Source organism: Nocardia sp. CS682 (assembly GCF_004634405.1).
Classification (GTDB): Bacteria; Actinomycetota; Actinomycetes; order Mycobacteriales; family Mycobacteriaceae; genus Nocardia; species Nocardia ninae.
In genome coordinates, this window is sequence record NZ_CP029710.1 from 5,484,466 (window position 1) to 5,509,822 (window position 25,357).

Sequence of the window (25,357 nt, forward strand, 5' to 3'; positions counted from 1 at the left end):
AAGAACTGAGGAAACGATCATGAGCACTGACCGCTATCTGCAAGCAACCGACTGCGAAGAACTCACCGGCATCCCCGCCGCCACATGGCGGTACTGGGCACACATCGGCTCCGACATCGGCCGCCGTAGCTTCAAACTCGGCCGCCGCCGCGTCTGGCGGCAAAGCGTCATCGAGGCCTGGATCACCGAACAGGAAGCCAAGACTCAAACCGGCGGAGCCGCGTAGCCATGCCCGCACGACGGAACCGCCGCTCCGGAGTCGAAGACCTCTGGACCAAAGAACAGCGCGACGAGGACGGCACGGCCCGGCGCGTTCCCTCCAAACTCGACGGTAAGGGAAAGCGCTGGCGCGCCCGCTATGTCGACGGTCAGGGCGACGAGCACACCAAACGATTCGCCCGCAAGAGCGAGGCCCAGGAGTGGCTTGACGGGCAGACCGCAGCGGTCGTTACCGGCGTGCATGCCCCGCCGTCCGCAGGACGCGTCCTCGTCGAAGTGGTCTCCCAAGCATGGCTTGCCGGTAACCCGGACTGGGAAGAGTCCACGAGATCCCGCTACAAGTCCATCGTCCGCAAGCACGTCGAACCGACTTTCGGGCAGGTCCGGTTGTCGGACCTGACGCACGACGACATTCAGAAGTGGGTTACCGATCAGGTTGCACGCGGCGTCGCCGGAGGAACAGTGCGCAAGAACCTCGGCGTGCTGTCCCAAATATGCGACTACGCAGTGACTTCCAAGCGTATCGGGGTCAACCCATGCCGAAAGGTGAAGCGGCCCAAGCAACGTCTCGCAAAACGCCGCTACCTCTCTGGAGTCGAAGTAGAGCGGCTGGCCGAATGCGCGGGGAGGACTGGCTGTTGGTCATGGTGCTGGCCTACTGCGGACTGCGATTCGCGGAGTTGGCGGGCTTGCAGGCCGCGAACGTGCACATGCTTCGGCGACGGCTCCAGATCGAACGCACGATCACCGAGGTCGACGGCGTCCTCGTCATCAAGGCCCCGAAGGACCACCAACGACGCAGCGTGCCGTTCCCGGCGTTTCTTGCCAAGCCGATGGCGGCACACCTTGCCGGAAAGGCCCCGGACGCTGAGGTCTTCACATCACGCCGTGGTGCGGTCCTGCGCGTCCGGAACATGAGACGTGCCTGGTGGAACAACGCCGCTCTCGCGGCCGGCCTCGGCGGACTCACCCCACAGGAGATGCGGCATACCGCGGCCTCCTTGGCGGTGTCGGAGGGTGCTTCGGTGCTGGGCGTCCAGCGGCTTCTCGGGCACGACAAGCCGAGCACAACACTCGACTTCTACGCCGACTTGTTCGACGACGACCTCGAGGAACTGGCGAACAGACTCGACTCGGCACGCGCCAATTTCGCTACTGCGTACTCACTGCGTACCGAAGCGGCTTCAAAGGTGGTCAGCCTTCAGAAGGTAAGACGCTGACCTGCACGAACACTGTGCCCTCGGCAGGATTCGAACCTGCGACACCCGCTTTAGGAGAGCGGTGCTCTATCCCCTGAGCTACGAGGGCTGGCCCGGTTTCCACCGGGACGTCGGGGAGTCTACCGGGTCGGGGGCGTTTGGACCGAAACGGATTCAGGGGGCCTTGGTGCCTACGGCGATGATGTAGTCGGCCCAGGGGCCCCAGAGGGTGAGGGCGGGATGGCTGAAGGCTAGGCGGAGGGCTGGGTTTACGCGGCGCATGTCGGGGTCGCGGAGACGTTTGGTGAGGTAGGCGGCGAGAGGGGTGTAGACGTGGCGGCGGATGGAGTAGGTGGTTGCGTTGCTGAAGCCTGCGGCGGTCAGGGCGCGGCGGTAGTGGTGGATGTCGAAGACGTTGGTTTTGGGTAGGGGGCTGGGGCGGTCGGTCAGGCGGAGGAGGGTGCGGGTGGTGGGGGTCGTGCGGGGGACTATGTCGGCGGTGACGAGTTTGCCGCCGGGGCGGAGGACTCGGTGGGCCTCGGCGAAAAACTTTGGGTAAGAGGGGAAGTGGAAGGCTGACTCGAGGGCGGTCACCTTGGTGCAGGACTCGTCTGGGCAGGGGAGGTCTACTGCTGAGCCGTACTGATAGCGGATGCGGTGGTCGAGTCCGAGTTCGGCGGCGCGTCGGGTGGCGATCTCGATCTGTTCGACCGCGACGTTGACGCCGATGATCTGGTCGGGCTCGAACTCCTTGGCCCAGAGGAAGTCCTGGTCGCCGTAGCCGAAGCCGACGTCGAGTTGGATGTCGCCGGGGCCGAGTTCGGCCTCGCGGGCGACCAGTCGCGCCAGGTCCCGGCTCGCCTCGTCGAGGGTGGCCGGGTTGTCGCGCCAGTAGCCGAGATTGATGAACAGGGAGTCCTCGCCGAACAGGTTTCGCGGGCCGACTACGTCGTAGACTCGGCCGACTCGCTCGCCCGAGGGCAGGAACGGGACTCGGGACCACTCGTAGCATTCCTTGGCCCAGCGCAGGGTTCGCGTCCGGAAATCCTCGACCGGAATGTCGGCGGTGGTCAGCGTCATGAGCTCTCCCGATGCTCGCTCGACCAGTTGCCGCCAGTCGATTCGGATTCCCGATGCTGACAGTCTCAGACAGTTTCCCTGAGCCGTCAAGAGCCGCTGGTCAGCCAGCTGACCGCGCGATCGAAGGCGGAGTCCCGATGCAGGGCGAACTCCTCGTCGGTGAAGACCGGCTCGGTCAGTTCGGGTGGGATGCCGCTGCCGTCGAAGGTGCGCTCGTCGGAGGTCAGGAATTCCTCGTTCGGGACGCCGAACCACCAGTCTTCGTGGCCGGCGCCGGGCAGCTTGCGCTGCATGACATCGGAGAACACGCCCTGCGTCGGTTGCCCGATTCGTGTTGTCCGCGAGGGGCGTTCGAGCATCGCCTGGGTGAAAGTCTCGCCGGCGCTGACCGTGGAGCCACTGGTCAGGATCGCGACGGGGCCTGCGTACGCGCCGTGCGCGGGTTCGACGCGCTGCGGCTGGGGTTCGAGAGTGCGGGTCTTCTTGGCGTAGGCGAAATACGGTCGGTCGGTGAGCCGGGCGGCCAGTTGCAGGCCGAGACTGTCCGAGCCACCGCCGTTGATCCGCAGGTCCAGGATCAGTCCTTGCAGCCGGATGCGCCGGTCCTCGGTGAAGATCGCGTCCAGGGCGCGGTCGAGTTCGGCGCTGTCGGCGGCGAAGGTCCGTTCGGCGGTGTAGCCGCTGAACGCGGAGAGCCGCAGGTAGCCGTAGTTCTGGCCGGGCACGTCGGCGTAGCCGATGCGGCCGTTGGCGTATTCGGTCAGCGAGTGTTGCTGGAGGTCGCGACGCTGGACGTACTCCTTGACCTGTTGGTCGAGTTGCGGACTCGGGACGGTCGTCCCCGGCCGCACTGTGCCGAAGAACCTGCCGTCGCCTGCCGACACCACTACATGGGCGTCGTGCAGTGGCGCGACCATGTCCCGCAGCACAGTGAAGAGCGCGTCATCATCGCCGCGCTGCTCGGCCCGGGCGGCGCGTTCGCGGAAGGTATCCCGAACCTGCTGCCAGTCAACGCCTTTCGCCGCGAAGAAAGGGTAGTGCTCCAGAAAGGTCTGCCAGAAGACGTCGAAGGCGGCGGGCACGACCGAGCTGGTGCACGAGAGCGGTAAGGCGGAGATGCGGCGTAGCGTGCGGTCTCCGGGCGACCCGTCGATGTGCAGCGTGGCCTGGTCCGGACTGCCGCCGGGACGCAGGGTGAGCACGTCTTTGCCCTCGGTGACGTAACGGCCCTGGCTTCCGGAACGTACTGCGGTGTCGTCCTTCAGGCAGCTGAGCGCGGTCAGCTGGTAGGTCTCGAGCGCGTCGGCGTGCACGGAAAGCACGCTGCCGTAATCGTTTACCTGCCAGAAGCCGGACGGAAAGTCGGCTGCGGGTGGTGTGTCCGCGAAGTTTCCGCAGCCCGTGATCGTGCCGACGGCCACCAGTGCGGCGGCGATGGCTGCGGTTCGCTTGCGCTGCATGGTCATTCGTCCACGGTTCACCATGAGTCGGCGTGGTGGCAACCGGGGAGGCAGGTCGAACGAGGGTGGGGCTAACCGTACTACGCGGCACGCACAGCGAATTTGCCGTCAGTTCGCCAACGGGTCTCAGAAGCTCCCGCCGTCGAACCCGCCCCCACCATCGAACCCGCCGCCACCATCGAATCCACCACTGCTGTCGAACCCGCCACTGTCCCAACCCCCATCGAATCCGCCTGTGTCACCGCTGGACTCGTACCCACCCGAGTCGACCGCACCGCCGTCGCCACCCGCGTCGTATCCACTGTCCCCGGCTGCCAACCCGTCCTGATACCCGTCGCCGTAGCCACTCTCGAACCCTTGCGCGTCATACCCGACCCCGGCCATCCCGGAGAACAGCGCCGAGAACAGCAGCGCCGACCCGATCCCCCAGGCCCCGCCGATCAGCGCGGGCTTCCACCAGGGCTCGGAGTACCAGCCCGCGGGCACCGGCCGCCCAGCCACCCGGCCACCCGGGTAGTAGTTCGGTGTCGCCGACGAGGGATTCGGCGAGGCCGCGATCTCCCGCCCCTCGTGCTCGATCACCCGCCGCTCAGTGACCTTGCCCGCAGCGTCCTGCCCGTCGAGAACGGGCACATCGGGCCCGGGATCCAGGCCCATCGCACTACGCGCGGCCCGGATGTAATACAGCCCTTCCACCGCGGTCTGCTTGGCCAGCCGTGCCTGCGTGAGTGTGCGCGCCTGATCCAGCTGCGACCCGGCGGCGAGATGCCGTTCGGACGCGTCGACCAACGCCTGCTTCGCCGCCTCGTTGCTGCCGCTGAGGTTGTAGATCTGACCGCCGAGGCGCTCGTTGACCTGGCGGGCGTCGGCCAGCGCGTCCGCGAGCGCGTCGGCCGTGCGCTGCTTGCTCTGCCGGGCCAGCACGAGGACGAAGGCGCCCACCGCCACGATCACCACGACGATCAGTAGCCACAACACCGCGCACCTCTTCCGTTGCCGGGATCCGAACTGGTGTCCAGTTTACTGGGCGCTTGCTGAGACCTGGCTGAAAAACGGAGGCGCGGGTCAGCGCACCTCGGCCTGCGCTTCGTCGAAGTCGGCCAGGTCGAAAGCCTTTGTCTTCCAACGGTAGAGCACGGTGGCGCCCGGCCAGTTGTTGGTGATCCGGCCCGCCGCGTTGCGGTACCAGCTGGAACAGAAGTTCCACGGCGTATCTTTCAGCCGCCGCTGCAGCCAGTCGTCCCACTGCTGTTCGGCGTTCGCGCGGGCGGCGAGATAACGGCCGGGCCGGTCGGTGAGGTACTGCACCACCTGACGGATGTAGCGCGCCTGCGATTCCAGCATGTAGATGATCGAGCCGGAGCCCACGTTGGTGTTCGGGCCGTACATCATGAACAGATTCGGGAAGTTGGGCACGGACAGGCCGAGGAAGGCCCGTGCGCCTTCGGCACCCCAGACGTCGGTCAGCTTGCGGCCGCCGATGCCGTAGATGTTCATCGGCGCGAGGAACTCGGTGCCCTTGAACCCGGTGCCGTAGACGATCACGTCGACCTCGTGCTCGACACCGTCGGCGGTCCGGATGCCGGTCGGCGTGATGGCCTCGATGGCGGTGGTCTCCACGGTGACGTTCGGCTGGGCCAGCGCCGGAAAGTACTCGTTGGAGAACAGGCCACGCTTGCAACCCGCCGCGTAATCGGGTGTCAGCTTTGCGCGCAGGTCGGCGTCGGGGACCTGCTTGGCCCGGTGCCGGTCGGCCAGCGCGATCACCGGCGTCTTCATCGCCGGGATATCGGTCAGGGCCAGCGCGAGCACCTCGAACAGTGACCAGATCGCGAACCGCTCGGCGAGCCGGGTCGGCGGCAGATATTTGAACACCGCCTTGTGCGTGGTGCTGTATTCGGTGTCGAACTTGGGCAGCACCCACGCCGCCGAACGCTGGAACAGCGTGAGGTGCGCGGCCTCGGGCTGGATGCGCGGAATGTATTGGATCGCACTGGCTCCGGTGCCGATGCAGGCGATCCGCTTGCCGCTCAGCTCGACGTCGTGATCCCACTCGGCGGAGTGGAAGGCGGGGCCGGCGAAGGTGTCGATGCCGGGAATGTTCGGCATGGCGGGCCGGGACAGCTGGCCGACCGCGGGCACGAGAATATCGGCGGTGAGCTGGGCACCGTCCGCGGTGGTTACGGTCCAGCGGCCGGTCTGTTCATCGAACTCGGCGTCGGTCACCTCGGTGCCGAAGCGGATGAACCGCGCCAGGTCGTGCTTGCCTGCGACACCACGCATGTACTCGTGGATGTCGCGCTGCTCCGAAAACCGCCGTGGCCAATCGGATTTGGGCTCGAACGACCAGGAGTACAGCGGCGAAGGCACGTCGCACGCGGCGCCGGGATAGGTGTTCTCCCGCCACACCCCGCCCAGATCCGCGGCACGCTCCAGGATGGTGAACGTCTCCACCCCGGCCCGCCGCAGCTCGAGCGCCACTCCGAGCCCCGCGAATCCGGCTCCGATAATGATGATGGACGGCGTTGTCATGACCCGAGCCTAAGGGGCGAACCCGCAGGTCCGAAGAGATCCGCGGTCAATGAATCGGCATTTTCGGCCATATCTGACGCGGAAGTCCGGATGCTTTCCAGGTCTGCGGACCCGCGGCCGGTGCGATACCGACGACGGGTACGGCGGTCAGCTGCCCGCGAGCTGGCGGGCGATGACCAGGCGTTGGATCTGGTTGGTGCCCTCGAAGATCTGCATGACCTTGGCCTCGCGCATGTAGCGCTCGACCGGGAAGTCCTGGGTGTAGCCGTACCCGCCGAAGACCTGGACGGCATCGGTGGTCACCTTCATGGCGGCGTCGGTGGCGATGAGTTTCGCGACGCTCGCCTGGCGCGAGTAGGGAAGTCCGGCGTCGCGCCGGCGGGCCGCGTCGAGGTAGGTGGCGCGGGCCGAGTCGACGGCGGCGGCCATGTCGGCCAGCACGAAGCCGAGGCCCTGGTGGTCGATGATGTGGCGGCCGAAGGCTTCTCGCTCCTTGGCGTAGGCGACCGCGTCGTCGAGCGCGCGCTGCGCCAAACCCGTTGCCACGGCGGCGATGCCGAGCCGACCGGAGTCCAGGGCGCTGAAGGCGATCGAAAGCCCCTGTCCCTCTTCGCCGATCAGCCGCTCGACGGGCAGGAACGCATCGTCATAGGCGGCGGTGGTGGTCGGTACGGCGCGCAGGCCCATCTTCTCCTCGGGCTTGCCGAAGCTCAGCCCCTCGGTGTCGCGCGGCACCAGGAAACACGAAATGCCGCGGGAGCCTTCGCCGGTCCGCGCGAAGAGCGTGTAGAAATCGGCGCGGCCACCGTTGGTGATCCAGGCCTTCGCGCCGTTGATCCGGTATCCGCCGTCGACCTTCGTCGCCCGGCAGCGCAGCGCGGCCGCGTCGGAACCGGCGTGCGGCTCGGAAAGGCTGTACGCGCCGATGGTTTCGCCGGAGAGCATGGTCGCGAGCCAGCTTTGCTGCTGCGCTTCGGTGCCGAAGGTGAACAGCGGATGGCAGGACAGGCTGTGCACGCTGACCGCCACCGCGACCGCCGCCCAGCGCGCCGCGAGCTCCTCGAGCACCTGCAGGTACACCTCGTAGGGCTGGGCGCCGCCGCCGAATTCCTCGGGATACGGCAGGCTCAGCAGGCCGGCCGCGCCGAGGGCAGGGAAGACGCCGTCGGGAAAAGTCCCGGTCTTCTCGCACTCGACCACCCGCGGCTCGAGCACCTTGTCGGCGATATCGCGGGTCAGCTCGAGCAGGTCCCGAGCCTCGGACGTCGGCAGCATTCGATCCACTGGCATGCCCCTACGCTAGCGAGTCCGCCGCCGTCCGGGGCGCCAGGTCGTCCCCATCGATCGGGTAACCGGCACGGCAGGTGGCGCCGGGGTTGCCGACGCTCATTCGGACTGCGCGGAATCCACTGTGCCCGTTTATTATCCGGCGGTCGGTACATTCGACCGTGACCCTCGCTGGAAGGAATTCGATGGTGCGCGGTACTTCTCGTCGCGGCAGGCTCATCGTCGTGCTCGCCCTGGCGGCGCTGAGCATGCAATTCCTGCTGGCCGCGCCGTCCTCGGCGCGAGCAGCGGTGCTCGAGCGCGGCTTTGCCACTGCGGCGGGCACCCGCGACTACTACCTGCACGTCCCGCCCGGCGACCCGGCAGGCAAGCCGCTGATGATCTACCTGCACGGCTGCACGGACCCATGGCGCCAGCTCGCCGACACCGGATTCTCGCTGACCAGAATCGCCGACGAACTCGGATTCGTGCTCGCCTACCCGATCCAAACCAAAGAGGCCAACGACCGGTACTGCTGGAACTGGTTCGATCCGGCGAATCAAGCACGCGGGCAAGGGGAGTCGTCGATCATCGCCGACCTCACCACCACGTTGATCGGCGAGTTCGGGCTGGACCGGTCGCGGGTCTACGTGGGCGGATACTCCGCGGGCGGCGCGATGTCCACCGTGCTGGCCGCGACCTACCCGGAGCTGTACGCGGCCATCGCGCCGATGGCAGGCGGGCCGTACCGACTGGATCCGCAGACGTTCCGTGCCGACCTGAGCGGCGCGTCGATCGTGGCGGCGATGGGGGAGCGGGCCAGGCCGGTGCCCGGATTCTTCCTGCAGGACTTGGCCGATCAGACGAGTTTGTATCCGATCGGGCGCACCAACCTGGTGCAGTGGCTCGGCGCGTACCGCCGCGCAAGCGATCTCGCGGTACCCGCCGTGCCCAGCGTGGTCACGGCGAGCGCGGATCCGGTGCCGACGACCATCGAGCGGTACGACGCGGGCGGTTGCGTCCTCGCCGAATTCCGTACGCCCATCGGGCCCGATCACATCGGCGGCGGGTTGCTGATGCAGTCCGAGCGCGGTCTCGGCCTGCAACGCGACCTGATGAATTTCCTACTGGCACACCGGCTCGGCGGTCCGCGCCAGGCTTGCGGCTGAGTATCCGACGCAAATCGGACCGAGCCGACCGGTCGGCCCGCGATGCACGTGCAGATGTGAGTGCATATCGAAGGCTCGAACTTTGCTGGCGCGTGGCCGAATTCGCGCAGGTCACAGCGGTCGCCAAGGGGTAGCCAGTACTGGCCGACCGGCTGGTTTTGTCTCATTCGGGATGATATTCGGCAGGTCGCCTGGCGCAGTAGTGCCATAGCGACTAAGTATGTGAATGGTTCGATCGGGACGGACCGGCATGTCGGCGGCCACGCAGGGGGTGTCGCCGCCATTCCGGTCCGAGGGGGAACGGGCGCGTGCGATTCGGGGTAGCCGCGCCCATCCGTCTGTTCTACTATCTGCGTATGAATGCAGATAACCAGGAAGCCCGCCGGCTGGCGGACGACCAGGTAGGTCTGGTGGTCGAGGTCTTCCGGATGCTGGCCGACGCGACCCGGGTCCAGGTGCTGTGGGCGCTGGTCGACCGCGAACTCTCGGTGAACGACCTCGCGGGCTGCGTCGGCAAACCCGCACCCTCGGTCTCCCAGCATCTGGCCAAACTGCGGATGGCGCGGCTGGTCAGCACCCGCCGCTCCGGCACCACGATTTATTACAGCCTGGAGAACGAGCACGTCCGGCAACTGGTGGTGGACGCGGTCTACAACGCCGAGCACGCCGGCCCCGGAGTGCCGCCGCATCACCGCGACGAGGGCCCCGTTCGCGCGCTACCGGGACGGCGGGCGGCGGAATGAGCTGCACGAAACATGGGACTGGACAACGTATCTCGAAGTGTGACGCGGCGAGTGCGGCGGATGAACCCGGCCTGGAGCTCGGTGGCGGCAATGACAACAACGCCGCAGGATTCGGGCACCGACATGGGAACTCGGAACCCCACGCGCACAACCGAAGTCACGGAGTGCACGAGCACGGCGCGCACACCCACGAGCATCCGGAGGGATTGCGTGGGGTCCTGCGCGAAATCTTCGTGCCGCACAGCCACAACGCGGCCGACAGCGTCGATGACGCGTTGGAAGCCAGCGCCGTCGGCATCCGGACGGTGCAGATCAGCCTGGCCGTACTCGGCGCCACCGCGGTATTGCAGGTGCTGGTCGTGCTGGCGTCCGGCTCGGTGGCCTTGGCCGCCGACACCATTCACAACTTCTCCGACGCGCTGACCGCGGTGCCGCTGTGGATCGCGTTCGCCCTCGGGCGGCGCGCGGCGACCCGGCGCTACACCTACGGATTCGGTCGCGCCGAGGATCTCGCGGGACTGTTCGTCGTCGCCATGATCGCGCTGTCGGCCCTGATCGCCGGGTACGAGGCGGTTCGCCGAATGATCGCGCCGGTGCCGATCCAGCATCTCGGCTGGGTCGCGCTGGCCGGCGTGATCGGTTTCCTCGGCAACGAGACGGTCGCGCTGTACCGCATCCGGACCGGGCGGCGCATCGGCTCGGCCGCCCTGATCGCCGATGGCCTGCATGCCCGCACGGACGGATTCACCTCGCTGGCGGTGCTGCTGGGCGCGGCGGGTATCGCGCTCGGTTTCCCGCTGGCCGACCCGATCATCGGCCTGCTGATCACCGTCGCCATCCTCGCCGTGTTGCGGACCGCGGCCAGGGATGTGCTGCGTCGTCTGATGGACGCGGTCGAGCCGGGCCTGGTGATCGCCGCCGAGCGCGCCCTCGCCGCCGAACCGGGTGTGCAAGGCGTGCGCAGCCTGCGCATGCGCTGGATCGGGCATCGGCTGCACGCCGACGTCGAATTGGACGTCGCGCCGACCAGCACCCTGGCCGACGCCCACCGCGTCGCGCACGAGGCCGAGCACACCCTCACCCACGTCGTCCCCAAGCTGAACACCGCCGTCGTGCACGCCTACCCGGCGCACGCGGGCTGAATCAACGTCACACCCTCATGCCGACTGATTTCGTGGGCACATGGGTAACTCGCCGGGTACGGGCTAATTTGCCCGCTAGCGCCACCGCCGGTCGCCGACGCAACTATCGAGGCACCTGAATCTGGCCTGAATACGCGGAGAGGCGGGACAGGTAGCATTCGCGATGTGATGTGGCTCATGGTCAGTGTGGGGTGAACGATGCTGACTCGCGTCCGGAACCTCTCGCAGCTGCCTGACCTGCTACATCGCAGCCGGATTCCGGACGACATCGAGTCCGTCGCCAGCATCGGTGCCGAGGCGGAACCGACCGAGCTAGGGCTGCCGCCCGACTACGCCGAGCGGATCTGGCGGCGGATGCAGGTCGTGTATCGCAGCGGCGTCCATCCAGCGATCCAGGTCTGTGTCCGTCGGCACGGAGTCGTCGTCTTCGATCGAGCACTCGGTCACGCGCACGGCAACGGCCCGGACGATCCCCCGGAGACACCGAAGGTGCTCGCCACTCCGAGCACCCCGTTCGTCACCTACTCGGCCTCGAAAGGCGTTACGGCGTTCGTCGTGCACCTGCTCGTCGACCGTGGCCTGATCGAGCTGAACGCGCCGATCTGCCGGTACATCCCCGAATACGGTTGCCACGGCAAGGATTCCATCACCGTCGGGCAGGTGCTCGCGCACCGCTCCGGGGTAGCGAACCTGCCGAGGGAAGCGCTCACCGCCGAAGCCGTCGCGGATCGTGCACTGCTGGTACGGAATCTGTGCGCGGTGCGGCCGTCCGTCGCACCCGGCCGATTCCAGTCCTACCACGCGTTATCCGGCGGATTCATCCTCGGCGAGGTGGTCCACCGGGTCACCGGCAAGGACATCCGCACCGTGCTCGCCGAGGAGATACTGAACCCGCTGGGGTTCCGCTGGACCAATTACGGTGTGGCACCTCGAGATTTCCCCGCCCTCGCGCGGAACTACCGGACCGGCCTCGCCCCGCTGCCGCCGCTGTCGCTGGCGATGGAGCGGCTGCTCGGCGTGTCCTTCGCCGAGGCCGTCGAAACCGGCAACGACCCCGCCTATCTCAGCATCATCGCGCCCGCCGCGAACGTGGTCAGCACCGCGAACGAGTTGTCGCGCTTCTACGAGATCTTCCGGCGCGGTGGCGAACTCGACCGGGTCCGGGTGATGCGGCCGGAAACCATTGCGGCCGCGCTCGTTCCGCAGTCCAGGATCGAGCCCGACCTGTCGCTCGGCATGAACTTCGGCTTCGGCTACGGCCCGATGCTGGGCGGGCGGGTGGTGAGCCTGTTCGGGCCCGACACCCGCCGGGCCTTCGGCCATCTCGGTTTCACCAACAACGCGGCCTTGGCCGACCCCGAGCGCGCGCTCTCCTGCGCCGTGCTCACCAGCGGGAAACCGATCCTGTATCCCGAACTGGTCCGCTGGGTCGGACTGCTCTACGGGATCACCTCGGAGACACCGAAGGTCGCCGAAACAGACTTGGCTTTCTGAGTGGAAGTCACTGAAGAAAAAGGAGTTCCGATGTTGAGCACTATGCAGGACGAGCCGTTGTCGCTGGCGACGTTGCTGCGCTACGCATCGACGTTTGTCGGCGATTCGACCGTGTCCACCTGGACCGGTACAGGCGTGCGCACCATGACCTATCGCGAACTCGGCGCGGACGCCGCCCGACTGGCCAACGCATTGCGCGAGCTGGGAATCGGTATCGGCGATCGCGTCGGCACCTTCATGTGGAACAACAACGAGCACATGGTGGCCTACATCGCGGCACCCGCGATGGGTGCGGTGCTGCACGCGCTCAATATCCGGTTGTTCCCGGACCAGCTGGTCTACGTGGCCAATCACGCCGAGGACAAGGTGGTGCTGGTCGACGGCACCCTGCTGCCGATGTTCGCCCAGTACTTGCCGAACCTGAAGACGGTCCGCCACGTCATCGTGGTCAACGGCGACGCGTCGACGCTGGAGGCACCCGAGGGTGTGCAGGTGCACGCCTACACCGAACTCCTTGCCGCACAGCCGGACACCTACGACTTCCCGGTGATCGACGAACGCTCCGCCGCGGCAATGTGTTACACCTCCGGCACCACCGGCGACCCGAAGGGTGTGGTGTATTCTCACCGCTCGAACTGGCTGCACGCCATGCAGGTGTGCTCGCCGAGCGGCATGGCCTTCACCGGCCGGGACTCGATCCTGGCCATTGTCCCGCTGTTCCACGCGAACGCGTGGGGCATCCCGTACGCGGCGTTGATGTCGGGCGCGAATGTGCTGATGCCCGACCGGTTCCTGCAGCCGGGCCCGCTGCTGGAGATGATGGCGGCGCAGAAGCCGACGTTCGCCGCGGCGGTGCCGACCATCTGGGGCGGCGTGCTGGCCGGACTGGCCGCGCACCCGCAGGACATCACCCATCTGCGCACCGCGGTGGTGGGTGGCTCGGCGGTGCCGCCGTCGATGATGCGGACTTTCCAGGAAAAGCACGGCGTGCGGATTCTGCACGCGTGGGGCATGACCGAGACCTCCCCGCTCGGCAGCGTCGCGCATCCGCCGACCGGCGCGACCGGCGAGGACGAGTGGGAGTACCGCTACACCCAGGGCAGATTCCCGGCGAGCGTGCAGGCCAGGCTGGTCGGCGACGACGGCACCGTGCTGCCGAACGACGGGGAAGCGCTGGGCGAGTTGGAGGTTCGTGGTCCGTGGATCACCGGCTCCTATTACGCACCGGACGGCGCCGAGGTCGACCCGGACAAGTTCGACGACGGCTGGCTGCGCACCGGTGACGTCGGCAAGATCAGCAGCGACGGCTACCTGACCCTGGTGGACCGGTCCAAGGACGTGATCAAGTCCGGCGGCGAATGGATTTCGTCGGTGGACCTGGAGAACGCCGTGATGGGTCACCCCGCCGTCGCCGAGGCGGCCGTGATCGGCGTGCCGGACGAGAAGTGGGACGAGCGGCCGCTGGTGGCGATCGTGCTCGCCGAGGGGGCCGAGGCCAAGGCCGACGAGCTGCGTGAGTTCCTCGCCGACAAGTTCGCGAAATGGCAACTGCCGGAACGCTGGACGTTCATCGCCGAGGTGCCCAAGACCAGCGTGGGCAAGTTCGACAAGAAGCGCCTGCGCGCCCAGTACGCCGACGGCGACCTGACGGTCACCACGCTGTCCTGATCGGACTCGGCCGACGCATCGGCCCGGCGCGGCGGAAACCCTTGCCGCGCCGGGCCGTTGCGTTCGACGATCAGCAGTTACGCAGTTCCGGACTCTGATTCAGCAGCTGGGCCCTGGTGCCGATGAACGTGCTGTAGGTCTCGCCGCCGACCGCGGCGAGCGGGAACGCGGCCACCCGGTGGCAGTTCTGGAAGGCGAGCTTCACGCCGAAGTGCCGTTCCAGGCCGCCGCGGATCGCGTCGGAGGCCATGGCGCGCAGCAGCTGCCCGCGGGCCACCTCGTCCGGCGGCGGAACCACGTTGTCGGCGTATTCGGCGGTGCCCGAACGCAGTTCGCCGGCCACCCGACTCACCACTTCCCAGGCGTAGGGCAACGAAGTGCGGACGACCTCGACGAAGTCGGCGTCGTCGACTTCGCCGCGTTCGGCGCGTTCGAGCAGTGCGGTGGGGACATCGAGAGACATAGCGCTCCTCCAGAGTGGATGGCCGATGCGATGCGTCTCGATTCTAATCGAAAGTCGTTGTCAACAAACCTGGATTCGCCGCGAAAGTGCTGCGTTCAGTGCGGATTTCGTATCGGCGGCCAGCGTGCGGACCAGTTCGCCGGCCGGTAGCTCCGGTGCCAGTGCATGGGTTTGCCCGGCCCAGAGATTCACGTTGTCGGGGTTGCCCGCGGCTCGGGCCTCGGCCCGCAAAGGCGCGGTGGCGTAATGGATCTCCGGGTACGCGGCGGGCGCGGTCGCGCTGTGCTCGACCATGAACTGATTGCGCAGGCCGCGGGCCCGGCGGCCGGTGAAGGCGCGGGTGAGCATGGTCGGGGTTTCTGAGGCCAGCGCGCCGCGGTGTACCGGATTGGTGCCCGCCTCCGGGCAGCGCAGGAACACCGTGCCGAGTTGCACGGCCGCCGCCCCCGCGGCGAGTACTGCCGCGATGCCCGCGCCGGTGCTGATGCCGCCGGTGGCCACTACCGGTCGATCCGTCGTCGCGGTCAGGATCTGTAACAAGGCGAGCACGCTGAGCGGATCGGAGGCGTCGTCCTCCGGCCGGTCGACGAAGGTGGCGCGGTGCCCGCCTGCTTCGGCGCCCTGCGCGATGAGCACGTCGGCGCCCCGCTCGACCGCGATCCGCGCTTCGGCCGCCGAGGTCACGGTCACCCAGCTCTCCGAACCGACCGCGCGCAGCCGGCTGATCTCCTCGGCGGTCGGGCAGCCGAAGGTGAACGAGACGACCGCGACCGGGTCGGCGACGAGCAGGTCCAGCTTGGCGGCCCAGTCGTCGGTGTCGTACTTCGCCTCGCCGACCGGATGCGCCCGCGCGAGCTCGGCGAGGTATCCGGCGTAGTGGTCGGCGGGGGTCGCGGGGCCCGGCACGAAGAGATTGACGCCGAACGGTGCGTCGGTCGCGGCGCGGGTCGCGGTGATCCGGGCGGCGGTGTCGTGCGCACTGAGGTAACCGGCGGCCAGCAATCCGAAGCCACCGGCCTCGGTGACGGCGACGGTCAGCTCGGGCGTAGAGGGTCCGCCTGCCATCGGCGCGAGCACGATGGGGACGGCCAAATCATCGATGATCACGGCTCCAGTGTGGCTTACTGGACGCCCGACCCAGTGTTTACCTGCGTCTTTGCGCAGAAGGTTGCGGAATGGTCACGCTGGCGTAGAGTTCCCATCACAACGGATGCCAAACCGTTACATCGCAAGCTTGATCGGATCGTTACCGAACCGGCTCGTGAGCGGCCCGGCACCGCTGAACCACCTGTTCTTCGGACGCAAGGACGCAGCTTTGTCGCACCATCGGGTAGGCCCCAGTTCCATTACCGTCATGAGCCTTATCGGCGATGAAATTTCGGGTCGGCCGACGCGGCATCGCGTCGAGTCCACCGCGACCGAGCGGGTGAAGGCCGCCGCCGGTGTCGCGGTCGCCGCGGGCGCCTTGATCGGCACCGTCACCCAGATCGCCCCGGCTGTCGCCAGCCCGTTGCTGCCCGGTGCGCACGACGGCGACGAGGCCGACGCCCCCATGACATTCCGTGGCACCGGCATCATGCCGGTCGCCCAGACCAAGATCGCCCCCGCGCCGGAGGCCCCGGCCCCCGAGGCGCCGGTCGCCACCCAGGTCGCCGCGCCGGTGGCCGCCCCGTTCGGCCTGCCGAACCTGCCGCCGGAGATCGCGGGCCCGCTGGCCCAGGCCGAGCAGATCCTCAAGGGTGTGCAGCAGCAGGTCGCGCCCGCGCCGTCGGGTGCGGTGCGCCCGGTCGGTGGCGAGATCAGCTCCGGATTCGGTAGCCGCTGGGGCGAATTCCACTACGGCCTCGACTTCGCCGACCAGATCGGCGCCCCCATCCACTCGGTGAGCAGCGGCACCGTGATCGAGGCGGGCCCCGCGTCCGGCTTCGGCCTCTGGGTCCGCGTGCAGCAGGACGACGGCACCATCGCCGTCTACGGCCACGTGAACGAGATGCTCGCCAGGGCGGGCCAGCGGGTGAACGCGGGCGACGTGATCGCCACCGTCGGCAACCGGGGCAACTCCACCGGTCCGCACCTGCACCTGGAGATCTGGGACCAGGGCGGCAACAAGATCGACCCGATGCGTTACCTCGCGGCCAAGGGTGTGCCGCTGCAGTGGGGCCCTTCGGCGCACTGATTTCGCTGCCGGGCTTGATATTCCGCCGATCCCCCCGCCTCTCTGCGGGCAGGGCTCCCCACAAGGACCGGTCGGTCGATAGGCTCGGGCCGTGACCGAGCTGGGCGACATCTTCGAGCCTGGATCACCACACGGCCGGACCTATGCCGTGCTGGTGCATCATCCGCGATCGAGTCTCGCCGATATCGCGCAGTATCTGGGCGTTTCGGAGGAGGCGGCCGCGGCCTCATTGGACGTGCTGTGTGACTTGCGCGCCGCCGTGCGCGTGAGCACTTCCGACGGCGCGCCCGCGGTGTGGGATGCCCACGCCCCGGAGTCGTTGTCGGAGGCCGAGGCTCGGCGAAGACAGCAGCAGATCAACCAGATGCACACGGCCGCAGCGCGGCTCAGTGAGACGTTCCGTTCGGTGCGCCGCTCGCCGCGCAGCAACGGCGCCGTGGTGCCGGTCTTCGAACGGCTGGAGATGCTCGCCGATTTCGAGGAGATGCAGACCGCGGCGCGCAGCGGCGTCAAGGTCATCGAGCGCGGGCCGTACCTGAGCGACGTCGAGCGTGAGCGGCAGTTGTTCCTGCTCAAGCGCGGCCGGCTCGGCGAAGGCATCCGCTACCAGACGCTCTACCAGGACACCATCTATCAGGATCCGGAACGGCTGCGGCACGCGCTGTCCACCAATGCCAGTGGGGCACAGGCGCGCACGCTGCCCGAGCCGCCGTTCAAAATGATTATCAGCGACGACGAACGCGCTAGCCTGGTGCTGCACGTCGACGAACGCCGCCCGGACCCCATGGGCTTGCGGATCACCGGCTCACCCGCGCTGGATCTGCTGATCAAAACCTTCGACGTGCTGTGGTCACTGGCCGCTCCGATCTCGGTGAACCCGACGGCGGAGGCGCTGGACGAACGTGACCGCGCGATCTTGACCCTGATGGGTCTCGGTGCCACCGACGACACCATCGCGCGCAGGCTCGGTATGTCGCGGCGTACTGTGGTCCGCCGGACCGCGCGACTGCTGGAGCGGCTCGGCGCGAGCACCCGATTCCAGGCCGGGGTGCAGGCAACCCGGCGTGGTTGGTTGTGAACTAGTTCACCGATCCGGGTACTCCTGCAACGCGACCGGCTCGAGACCGATATAAACCCTGGCATCTGGCAAGACACCGCTTCCATGGGGGTAGCGGCGGATGTACGACGTGAGAACAGGAGCCGAACTAGGGGGCGGACCGCTGTCAGCGGGCCGTATTAATCCAAGACAGCACTGCGTGGACACCGAACAGTCCCTTATATGATTGCTCGGACCGCGCTGGCCCCGGACGATACGCCCTTGATATGGGGGTTGGGCCGGGTCCTAGCTCGATGCGAGAGGTGAATGCACTCGAATGGAAACTGCCCGTCGTTCCGCTCGTGGTAGCCGTCGCCGCAGGTCGGGCAGCCCGCTGTTCGGGCAGTTGCTGACCGCCGCCGTCGAATCCGAGGCCAATGAGGTCGCCGTTCGCTTCAATCCGTCGGGCCAGCTCGACGACGAACGACAGCTCACCTACGCCCAGCTCGACGCGGCCTCCTCGCGGCTGGCCAGGGAACTGATCGAGCGCGGTGTCGGACCGGGCGACGTGGTCGCCATCGGCATCGCCCGCAGCCTGCAGTCCGTGGTCGCCGTGTGGGCCATCGCGAAGACGGGTGCGGCGTACGTGCCGGTCGATCCGGCCTACCCGACCGATCGCATCAACCACATCCTTTCCGATTCCGGGGCCGTGGTCGGTCTCACCACCTCGGCGCACCGCCCGGTGCTCGGCACCGGCGTGTACTGGATCGAGCTCGACGACCCGGTGCAGGCCGCGCGGATCGCCGCCCGACCCGAGCACCCGATCTCCTACACCGACCGGGTGCGTCCGCTGGACGAGCGGCACCCGGCCTACGTCATCTACACCTCCGGTTCGACCGGGCGGCCCAAGGGCGTAGTGGTCACCCACACCGGCCTGGCCGGCCTGGTGGCCGCCGAGCGTGACCACTACGGCGTGACCGCCGATTCGCGCGTGCTGCACGTGTGCTCGCCGAACTTCGATGTGTCGGTGCTGGAGTTGCTGCTCGCCTTCTCCACGGGGGCGACGCTGGTGATCGCGCCGCCATCGGTGTTCGGCGGCTACGAACTCGCCGATCTGCTGCGCCGCGAACGGGTCACGCACATGCTGATCACGCCGGGCGCGCTGGAGTCGGTCGACCCGACCGGCCTCGACGACCTGCGCGTCGTGGTGGTGGCCGGCGACAAGTTCGGCCCGGAACTGGTGGGCCGCTGGGCCGCCGACCGCGAGTTCTACAACGGCTACGGGCCGACCGAGGCCTCCATTCTCGCGACGAGCTCGGCGCGGATGCTGCCCGGCGACGTCATCACGATCGGCTCGGCGATTCCGGGAGTCGGTGCCTTCGTACTGGATTCGCGGCTGCGGCCGGTGCCCGCCGGTGTGGTCGGCGAGCTGTACCTGTCTGGTCCGGCGCTTGCCCAGGGGTATCTGGGCAAGCCGGGGCTCACCGCGGAGCGTTTCGTGGCCAGTCCGTTCGGTGCCGACACAGACACTCCTGGCGCGCGGCTCTACCGCACCGGAGACTTGGTGCGCCGCACCGAATCCGAAGACGGCGGGGTGATCGAGTACCTCGGCCGCTCCGACTTCCAGGTCAAGATCCGTGGTTTCCGCATCGAACTCGGCGAGATCGACAACGCGCTGACCGCGCACCCGGACATCGACTACGCGGCCACGCTCGGCAAGACGCTGCCGTCCGGCGCGACCGCGCTGGTGTCCTACGTGCTGCCGCGACCCGGAACCACCGTGGACACCGGCGAACTCGCCGAGTTCCTCGGGGAGTCCTTGGCCGCGTACATGATTCCCGCGGCCATCATGGTGCTCGACGAGATCCCGCTGACCCCGGTCGGCAAGCTGGACCGCGCGGCGCTGCCCGCTCCGGTGTTCGCCGCCAAGGCTTTCCGTGCGCCGTCCACGCCGGTCGAGGAGATCGTCGCCGACGTGTTCGCGGCGCTGCTGATGTCCGGGGACGAGGGTCGCGTCGGCGTGGACGACGACTTCTTCGAACTCGGCGGCAACTCGCTGCTGGCCGCGCAGGCCGCCGCCCGGATCGGCTCGGCGCTGCAGGTGCGGGTGCCGGTGCAGTTGCTGTTCGAGGCGACCACCGTGGCCGCGCTCGCCGAACGGGTCGAGCAGCATGCGGGTTCGGCCGCGGGGCAGGCGTTGCACGCCCGGCCGCGTCCGGCCAGGGTGCCGCTGTCCTACGCGCAGCAGCGGATGTGGTTCCTGAACCGGTTCGATCCGGCCAGTGCCGTCAACAACATTCCCGCTGCGGTGCGGTTGTCCGGACACCTCGACCTCGACGCGCTGCGTGCCGCGGTGCGCGATCTCGCGGAGCGGCACGAGGTGCTTCGCACGCTGTACCCGGAGGTCGACGGCGAGGGCTACCAGCGGGTGCTGCCGACCGGCGATCCGCGCGCGGTACCGGAGTTCGTGGTCGAGCAGGCCACCGAGGCCGAGCTGCCCGGACGGGTCGCCGCGGTGGTGACCGAGGGCTTCGACGTGACCGTCGCACCGCCCGTGCGGGTTCGGGTGCTCGAACTGAGCGACACCGAGCACGTGCTGGTCTGCGTGGTGCACCACATCGCGGGCGACGGCTTCTCGATGGGGCCGCTGACCCGCGACCTGATGGCCGCCTACCTGGACCGGATGCGCGGTGGCGCACCGGAATGGCCCGCGCTCGAGGTGCAGTACGCCGACTACGCGATCTGGCAGCGCGAGATTCTCGGCGCCGAGGACGATCCGGAATCGGTGCTGGCCAAGCAGATCGAGTACTGGCGCACCCAATTGGCCGCGCTGCCCGAGCAATTGGAGTTGCCCGCGGACCGGCCGCGTCCCGCGGTGGCCTCCAACCACGGCGCCACCCTTGGCTTCGAGATCGGCCCCGAGGTGCACGCCGCGCTGAGCCGCCTTGCGCACAACCACAATTCGACGTTGTTCATGGTCGTGCACGCCGCCCTCGCGGTGCTGCTGGCCCGCCTGTCCGGCACCAAGGACATCGCCGTCGGCACCCCGGTCGCAGGCCGTGGTGAGGCCGCGCTGGACGACCTGATCGGCATGTTCGTCAACACCCTGGTGCTGCGCACCGATATCGACTCCGGCGCGACCTTCGACGACCTGCTGCGCGAGGTGCGCCGGATCGACGTCGACGCGTTCGGCCACGCCGATGTGCCGTTCGAGCGGCTGGTCGAGCTGCTGGATCCGGCGCGCTCCGCGGCCAGGCACCCGCTGTTCCAGGTGATGCTGACCTTCCAGAACCTGGCGCGCACCGAGCTGGAACTGCCCGGTCTCTCGGTGTCGGCGGTGGATCTGGCGATGCCGCTGGCGAAGTTCGATCTGCAACTGGCGCTGGTGGAACGGATCGACAGGCACGGTGCGGCCGAAGGCATCTCGGCGGCGTTCACCTACGCCACCGATCTGTTCGACGAGGCCACCGTGCAGGACTTCGCCGATCGCTTCGGCCGGATCCTGCGCGCGGTCGCGAACGACTCCGACGTGACCATCGGCGACATCGATGTGCTCGCCCCGGGCGAGCGCGAGCTGGTGCTGCACGAGTGGAACAGCCCCGGTGCCGCGGTGCCCGAGGTGACCCTGGTGGACCTGATCGGCGCTCAAGCCCGCAGGCGCCCGGACGCCGGGGCGATCCGTTTCGGCGACACCACGCTCACCTTCGGTGAGTTGCAGCGTCGCGCCAACAAGGTGGCGCGGGCACTGATCGCGCAGGGCGTCGGCCCGGAATCGTTGGTCGCCGTCGCGGTTCCGCGGACCGAGGAGCTGCCGGTCGCGCTGCTCGCGGTGCTCACCGCCGGTGCCGGATACCTGCCGATCGATACGACCTACCCCGCACAGCGGCTGGAATTCATGCTCACCGATGCGGCCCCGGCCTGCATCCTGACCACCGCGAGCGAACTGGAATCCGTTCCCGCGGGCGACATTCCGGTGATTCTGCTGGAGGACACGGCGGAGTTCGCCGACGGCCGGATCCGCTCCGCCGAGCGGACCGCGCCGCTGCGGCCGGACAACCTGGCCTACGTCATCTACACCTCGGGCTCCACCGGCGTGCCCAAGGGCGTCGGCGTCGCGCACCGCAATGTGGTGCAGCTGTTCGCGAACACTCAGGCCATGTTCGAGTTCGACGAGACCGACGTGTGGACCCTGTTCCACTCGTTCGCCTTCGACTTCTCGGTGTGGGAGCTGTGGTGCGCGCTGGCCAACGGCGGCACCGTCGTGGTGGTCGACTACCTCACTTCCCGGTCCCCGGAACTGTTCCGTGAGTTGCTGATTCGCGAGCAGGTCACCGTGCTCAACCAGACGCCGTCGGCGTTCTATCAGCTCGCCGAGGCCGACCGGGCCGCGCAGACCGCCGACCAGGCCAAGTTCGCGCTGCGCTACGTGGTGTTCGGCGGTGAGGCACTGGACTTGCGCCAACTGCAGCGCTGGTACGACCGGCACGCGGTGGACGCCCCCTGGCTGGTCAACATGTACGGCATCACCGAGACCACGGTGCACGTGTCGTTCCTGTCACTGGACGAGCAGATGGTCGACAACGCGGCCAGCGTCATCGGCCGCGCGCTGCCCGGCCTGGACGCCTACGTGCTCGAGGACCGGCTGCACCCGTCGCCGGTCGGCGTGGCCGGTGAGATCTATGTCGCCGGTGCGCAGCTGTCGCGCGGTTACCTCGGCCGTCCCGGACTCGCCGCGACCAGGTTCGTCGCGAATCCGTTCGGCGCACCGGGATCTCGGATGTACCGCACGGGCGACATCGGCCGCTGGGTCGGCTTCGGCGGGCAGGCAACGCTCGAATACGCCGGTCGCGGCGATCAGCAGGTGCAGCTGCGCGGCTTCCGCATCGAGCTCGGCGAGATCGAGTCGGCGCTGGTGCGCTGCCCTGGCGTGAGCCAGGCGGTGGTGCTGGTGCGCACCGATGAGAACGCGGGCGACCGGCTCATCGGATACGTGGTGCCCGACACCGGTTCTCAGCTCGACCCGCTCGAATTGCGCGGTCAGGTCGGCGAATTCCTTACCGGCTACATGGTTCCGGACGCGCTCGTGGCGTTGGACGCGCTGCCGCTCACGCCGAACGGCAAGCTGGACCGAAAGGCCCTGCCCGCACCGGAGTTCCTGAGCACGGCCACCTTCCGCGCACCCGGCTCGCCGGTTGAGCAGGCGGTCGCCGAGGTGTTCGCCGGACTGCTCGGCGCCAGTGAGATCGGCCTGGACGACGACTTCTTCGGCCTGGGCGGCAACTCGCTGCTCGCCACCAGGGTGGTCGCCAGGATCAACGAGGCACTGGACGCGAACCTCGTGGTGCGCGAGCTGTTCGAGTCGCCCACCGTCGCGGCGCTGGCCGCGCGCGTCGTGCCCGGCGCGGGCAAGGCGGCAGGCGCGCGGCCGCCGCTGGCCCGGATGCCGCGCACGGATCGGGTGCCGCTCTCCCTTGCCCAGCAACGGATGTGGGTGCTCAACCAGTTCGATCCGGACTCGCCCGCCTACAACATCCCCCTGGCGATCCGGTTGTCCGGCGTGCTCGACGTGCCCGCGCTGCGCAATGCCGTCGCCGACGTACTGGAGCGGCACGAGACCCTGCGCACCCGCTACCCCGCGGACCCGTCCGGGGTGGCCTACCAGGAGATCCTCTCGGTCGGCGAGGCGCTGCCCGGCGGCCTGGAGACGGTCACCACCGCGGATCCGCTCGGCCGCATCACCGAGCTGATGGCCACCGGCTTCGATGTGACGCAACAGGTTCCGGTGCGCGCGCTGCTGCTCGCGGTCGGCCAGGACGAGCACCTGCTCGCCTTGGTCGTGCACCACATCTCCGCCGACGGCGCCTCCATGGCCCCGTTGGCGCGCGATCTGGTGACCGCGTATCTCGCTCGCATCGGCGGTAATTCGCCGCGCTGGTCGCCGCTCGAGGTGCAGTACGCCGACTTCGCCAGCTGGCAGCGCACGGTCATCGGCACCGATGACGACGAGAACTCCATCGCGGCACGGCAACTGGCCTACTGGCGCAGTCAGCTCGACGGGCTGACCGGCGAGCTGAACCTGCCGCTGGACCGCCCGCGCCCCGCCATTCCGTCGATGCGTGGTGCGTCCACCGGCTTCGCTGTCGCGCCCGATGTGCACGCCGCGCTGGTTCGGCTGGCGCGCGAACACAATTCGACGCTGTTCATGGTCGTGCACGCCGCGCTGGCGGTGCTGCTGGCCCGGCAGTCGAACAGCAGCGACATCGCCATCGGCACCCCGATCGCGGGCCGCGGCGAACGCGCGCTGGACGACTTGGTCGGCATGTTCGTCAACACGCTGACGCTGCGCACCGCCGTCGAGCCCGGCGTGACGTTCGCCGAACTGGTCGACCGGGCCCGCGAGACCGACCTGGCCGCCTTCGCCAACGCGGACATCCCGTTCGAACGGGTCGCCGAGGTCGTCGCCGCCGGTCACGCCTCGGTCTACAACCCGCTGTTCGGCGTGGTGCTCTCGTTCCAGAACAACGAGCAGCCGTCGCTGGAACTGCCCGGCCTGACCGTCACCGGGCTGGACGGCGGCGAGATCGCGGCCAAGTTCGACCTGCAGGTGAACGTCGACCCGCGGCACCGCCCCGACGGTGCGCCCGACGAGCTGATCACCGCGATCACCTACGCGACAGACCTTTTCGACGAGTCGACGGTGCAGGCGCTGTGCCGCAGGCTGGAGCGGGTGCTGACCGCGGTGGTGGCCGATCCGCAGGTGCGGGTCGGCGATATCGACCTGCTCGACGCGCAAGAGCGCGAGCGGGTGCAGTCGGCCGCGGAGTCCGCGCAGGAGTCCGCACCCAAGGGCGGCACCGCCACCACCGGAACCGCGCTGACGCAGGCGCTGACCGCCGTGGTCGAGGACGACCCCGACGGCCCCGCGCTGGTCTTCGGTGAGGACGCGGTGAGCTACCAGGAACTCGATGCCCGCTCGTCCCGCCTGGCGCGCGTGCTCGCCGCCCGTGGCTGCGGCCCGGGTGACGGTGTCGCCGTGCGGTTCGACCGCGGTGTCGATGCCGTGGTCGCGACCTGGGCCGTGCTCAAAGCCGGTGCCGCGGTGGTACCGGTCGCCTCGCTCGACGCGCCGATTCCGGCGGGGCCGGTCGTGAAGACCGGGCTCACCAGTGTCACGGCGCCGGTGGCGGGCGAGGTCGATTGGCTCGTGCTCGACGATCCCGCGGTGGCCGCCCAGATCGCGGCCGAATCGCCGCGGCCGGTCACCTACGCGCACCGCACCCGGGTGCTGCGCGGCACCGACCCGGCCTTCGTCGGGGCGCGCACGCTCGACTACGACCAACTGGCCGGTGCGGCAGACCGGTTGCGCACGGACACCGAGCTGACCTTCGAATCGCGGACCTTCCAGTTCGGCGGTTCGGCGGAGCTGGCATTGATCGAGGTGGTGGCCGCGGGCTCGTGCGGGGCCTCCATGGTGCTCGTCCCGGCCGACGCCGACCTGACCGAGGCGCTGGCCGACGAGTGGGTCAGCCACCTGCTGACCGACCGAGCGGGACTCGGTACCCTCGATCCGGCGGCGTTGGAGGATCTGCGGGCGGTGGCGCTCGCCGACGGCGCCGATGTCGACAGCGCATGGACGCAGGTGGCGACCCTGGTCGCCCTGTCCGATCTGCTGCGTGCGGGGTAAAACCCGTCAAGTACCGGGTGCAAGCC

General features: G+C 68.4%; 17 protein-coding genes, 1 tRNA gene and 1 pseudogene. 11 read left to right on the top strand and 8 right to left on the bottom strand.

Annotated features, from left to right (window positions below):
* Positions 1 to 19 precede the first annotated feature (19 nt).
* From DMB37_RS24805 to DMB37_RS24815, 3 genes and pseudogenes are all read left to right on the top strand, one after another.
* Positions 20 to 226 carry an AlpA family transcriptional regulator gene (locus tag DMB37_RS24805; RefSeq protein WP_135234735.1) on the top strand — a complete coding sequence of 69 codons (207 nt, stop codon included), beginning with the start codon at positions 20 to 22 and terminating at the stop codon, positions 224 to 226.
* Between the two features lie 2 nt (positions 227 to 228).
* Positions 229 to 636: pseudogene (locus DMB37_RS41990) on the top strand (N-terminal phage integrase SAM-like domain-containing protein); the annotation flags it as partial.
* Positions 637 to 836: 200 nt separating this feature from the next.
* Complete coding sequence (locus DMB37_RS24815) at positions 837 to 1,439, top strand: tyrosine-type recombinase/integrase (protein WP_167768927.1); 603 nt, start codon at positions 837 to 839, stop codon at positions 1,437 to 1,439.
* Positions 1,440 to 1,454: 15 nt separating this feature from the next.
* Here DMB37_RS24815 and DMB37_RS24820 read toward each other — a convergent pair.
* From DMB37_RS24820 to DMB37_RS24845, 6 genes are all read right to left on the bottom strand, one after another.
* Positions 1,455 to 1,527: transfer RNA gene (locus tag DMB37_RS24820), tRNA-Arg, on the bottom strand.
* A gap of 65 nt (positions 1,528 to 1,592) precedes the next feature.
* Positions 1,593 to 2,498 (bottom strand): cyclopropane-fatty-acyl-phospholipid synthase family protein, encoded by a 906-nt coding sequence (locus DMB37_RS24825; protein ID WP_135234737.1) that lies wholly within the window; start codon positions 2,496 to 2,498, stop codon positions 1,593 to 1,595.
* An 86-nt stretch (positions 2,499 to 2,584) separates the two neighbouring features.
* Positions 2,585 to 3,964 (bottom strand): S41 family peptidase, encoded by a 1,380-nt coding sequence (locus tag DMB37_RS24830; RefSeq protein WP_135234738.1) that lies wholly within the window; start codon positions 3,962 to 3,964, stop codon positions 2,585 to 2,587.
* 120 nt (positions 3,965 to 4,084) lie between these two features.
* Positions 4,085 to 4,933, bottom strand: coding sequence for a DUF1542 domain-containing protein (locus tag DMB37_RS24835; RefSeq protein ID WP_135237810.1), 849 nt, complete (start codon positions 4,931 to 4,933; stop codon positions 4,085 to 4,087).
* Between the two features lie 90 nt (positions 4,934 to 5,023).
* Positions 5,024 to 6,490: an NAD(P)/FAD-dependent oxidoreductase gene (locus DMB37_RS24840; RefSeq protein WP_135234739.1), complete on the bottom strand. Its 1,467-nt coding sequence runs from the start codon at positions 6,488 to 6,490 to the stop codon at positions 5,024 to 5,026.
* A 147-nt stretch (positions 6,491 to 6,637) separates the two neighbouring features.
* Positions 6,638 to 7,780 (bottom strand): acyl-CoA dehydrogenase family protein, encoded by a 1,143-nt coding sequence (locus DMB37_RS24845; protein WP_135234740.1) that lies wholly within the window; start codon positions 7,778 to 7,780, stop codon positions 6,638 to 6,640.
* A 182-nt stretch (positions 7,781 to 7,962) separates the two neighbouring features.
* Between DMB37_RS24845 and DMB37_RS24850 the strand changes: the two genes are divergently transcribed.
* The 5 genes from DMB37_RS24850 (at position 7,963) to DMB37_RS24870 (ending at position 13,972) form a co-directional block, all read left to right on the top strand.
* Positions 7,963 to 8,925, top strand: coding sequence for a PHB depolymerase family esterase (locus DMB37_RS24850; protein ID WP_135234741.1), 963 nt, complete (start codon positions 7,963 to 7,965; stop codon positions 8,923 to 8,925).
* 356 nt (positions 8,926 to 9,281) lie between these two features.
* A complete protein-coding gene (locus DMB37_RS24855) occupies positions 9,282 to 9,668 on the top strand; it encodes a metalloregulator ArsR/SmtB family transcription factor (protein ID WP_135234742.1) in 387 nt (128 codons plus the stop codon).
* Positions 9,669 to 9,832: 164 nt separating this feature from the next.
* Positions 9,833 to 10,810 carry a cation diffusion facilitator family transporter gene (locus tag DMB37_RS24860; protein ID WP_240771645.1) on the top strand — a complete coding sequence of 326 codons (978 nt, stop codon included), beginning with the start codon at positions 9,833 to 9,835 and terminating at the stop codon, positions 10,808 to 10,810.
* Between the two features lie 198 nt (positions 10,811 to 11,008).
* Complete coding sequence (locus DMB37_RS24865; RefSeq protein ID WP_135234744.1) at positions 11,009 to 12,304, top strand: serine hydrolase; 1,296 nt, start codon at positions 11,009 to 11,011, stop codon at positions 12,302 to 12,304.
* A 30-nt stretch (positions 12,305 to 12,334) separates the two neighbouring features.
* Complete coding sequence (locus DMB37_RS24870) at positions 12,335 to 13,972, top strand: long-chain fatty acid--CoA ligase (RefSeq protein ID WP_135234745.1); 1,638 nt, start codon at positions 12,335 to 12,337, stop codon at positions 13,970 to 13,972.
* A 70-nt stretch (positions 13,973 to 14,042) separates the two neighbouring features.
* Here DMB37_RS24870 and DMB37_RS24875 read toward each other — a convergent pair whose 3' ends face one another.
* Together DMB37_RS24875 and DMB37_RS24880 are read right to left on the bottom strand one after the other, a co-directional pair.
* Positions 14,043 to 14,435, bottom strand: coding sequence for an SCO5389 family protein (locus DMB37_RS24875; RefSeq protein WP_135234746.1), 393 nt, complete (start codon positions 14,433 to 14,435; stop codon positions 14,043 to 14,045).
* Positions 14,436 to 14,495: 60 nt separating this feature from the next.
* Positions 14,496 to 15,542 carry a nitronate monooxygenase gene (locus tag DMB37_RS24880; RefSeq protein WP_206055014.1) on the bottom strand — a complete coding sequence of 349 codons (1,047 nt, stop codon included), beginning with the start codon at positions 15,540 to 15,542 and terminating at the stop codon, positions 14,496 to 14,498.
* A gap of 247 nt (positions 15,543 to 15,789) precedes the next feature.
* Between DMB37_RS24880 and DMB37_RS24885 the strand changes: the two genes are divergently transcribed.
* From DMB37_RS24885 to DMB37_RS24895, 3 genes are all read left to right on the top strand, one after another.
* Complete coding sequence (locus DMB37_RS24885) at positions 15,790 to 16,611, top strand: M23 family metallopeptidase (RefSeq protein ID WP_135234747.1); 822 nt, start codon at positions 15,790 to 15,792, stop codon at positions 16,609 to 16,611.
* A 91-nt stretch (positions 16,612 to 16,702) separates the two neighbouring features.
* Positions 16,703 to 17,689, top strand: a complete 987-nt coding sequence (locus DMB37_RS24890; protein ID WP_135234748.1) for a LuxR C-terminal-related transcriptional regulator — start codon at positions 16,703 to 16,705, stop codon at positions 17,687 to 17,689.
* Positions 17,690 to 17,984: 295 nt separating this feature from the next.
* Positions 17,985 to 25,331 (top strand): non-ribosomal peptide synthetase, encoded by a 7,347-nt coding sequence (locus tag DMB37_RS24895; RefSeq protein WP_135234749.1) that lies wholly within the window; start codon positions 17,985 to 17,987, stop codon positions 25,329 to 25,331.
* Positions 25,332 to 25,357: the final 26 nt, after the last annotated feature.

Excerpts from the sequence above, each read along its gene's own strand:
- DMB37_RS24875 (WP_135234746.1), bottom strand. The coding sequence starts at position 14,435 with ATGTCTCTCGATGTCCCCACCGCACTGCTCGAACGCGCCGAACGCGGC.
- DMB37_RS24885 (WP_135234747.1), top strand. The coding sequence starts at position 15,790 with ATGAGCCTTATCGGCGATGAAATTTCGGGTCGGCCGACGCGGCATCGC.
- DMB37_RS24830 (WP_135234738.1), bottom strand. The coding sequence starts at position 3,964 with ATGACCATGCAGCGCAAGCGAACCGCAGCCATCGCCGCCGCACTGGTG.
- DMB37_RS24850 (WP_135234741.1), top strand. The coding sequence starts at position 7,963 with ATGGTGCGCGGTACTTCTCGTCGCGGCAGGCTCATCGTCGTGCTCGCC.
- DMB37_RS24855 (WP_135234742.1), top strand. The coding sequence starts at position 9,282 with ATGAATGCAGATAACCAGGAAGCCCGCCGGCTGGCGGACGACCAGGTA.
- DMB37_RS24870 (WP_135234745.1), top strand. The coding sequence starts at position 12,335 with ATGTTGAGCACTATGCAGGACGAGCCGTTGTCGCTGGCGACGTTGCTG.
- DMB37_RS24805 (WP_135234735.1), top strand. The coding sequence starts at position 20 with ATGAGCACTGACCGCTATCTGCAAGCAACCGACTGCGAAGAACTCACC.
- DMB37_RS24825 (WP_135234737.1), bottom strand. The coding sequence starts at position 2,498 with ATGACGCTGACCACCGCCGACATTCCGGTCGAGGATTTCCGGACGCGA.
- DMB37_RS24815 (WP_167768927.1), top strand. The coding sequence starts at position 837 with ATGCGCGGGGAGGACTGGCTGTTGGTCATGGTGCTGGCCTACTGCGGA.
- DMB37_RS24840 (WP_135234739.1), bottom strand. The coding sequence starts at position 6,490 with ATGACAACGCCGTCCATCATCATTATCGGAGCCGGATTCGCGGGGCTC.
- DMB37_RS24845 (WP_135234740.1), bottom strand. The coding sequence starts at position 7,780 with ATGCCAGTGGATCGAATGCTGCCGACGTCCGAGGCTCGGGACCTGCTC.
- DMB37_RS24895 (WP_135234749.1), top strand. The coding sequence starts at position 17,985 with ATGGAAACTGCCCGTCGTTCCGCTCGTGGTAGCCGTCGCCGCAGGTCG.
- DMB37_RS24865 (WP_135234744.1), top strand. The coding sequence starts at position 11,009 with ATGCTGACTCGCGTCCGGAACCTCTCGCAGCTGCCTGACCTGCTACAT.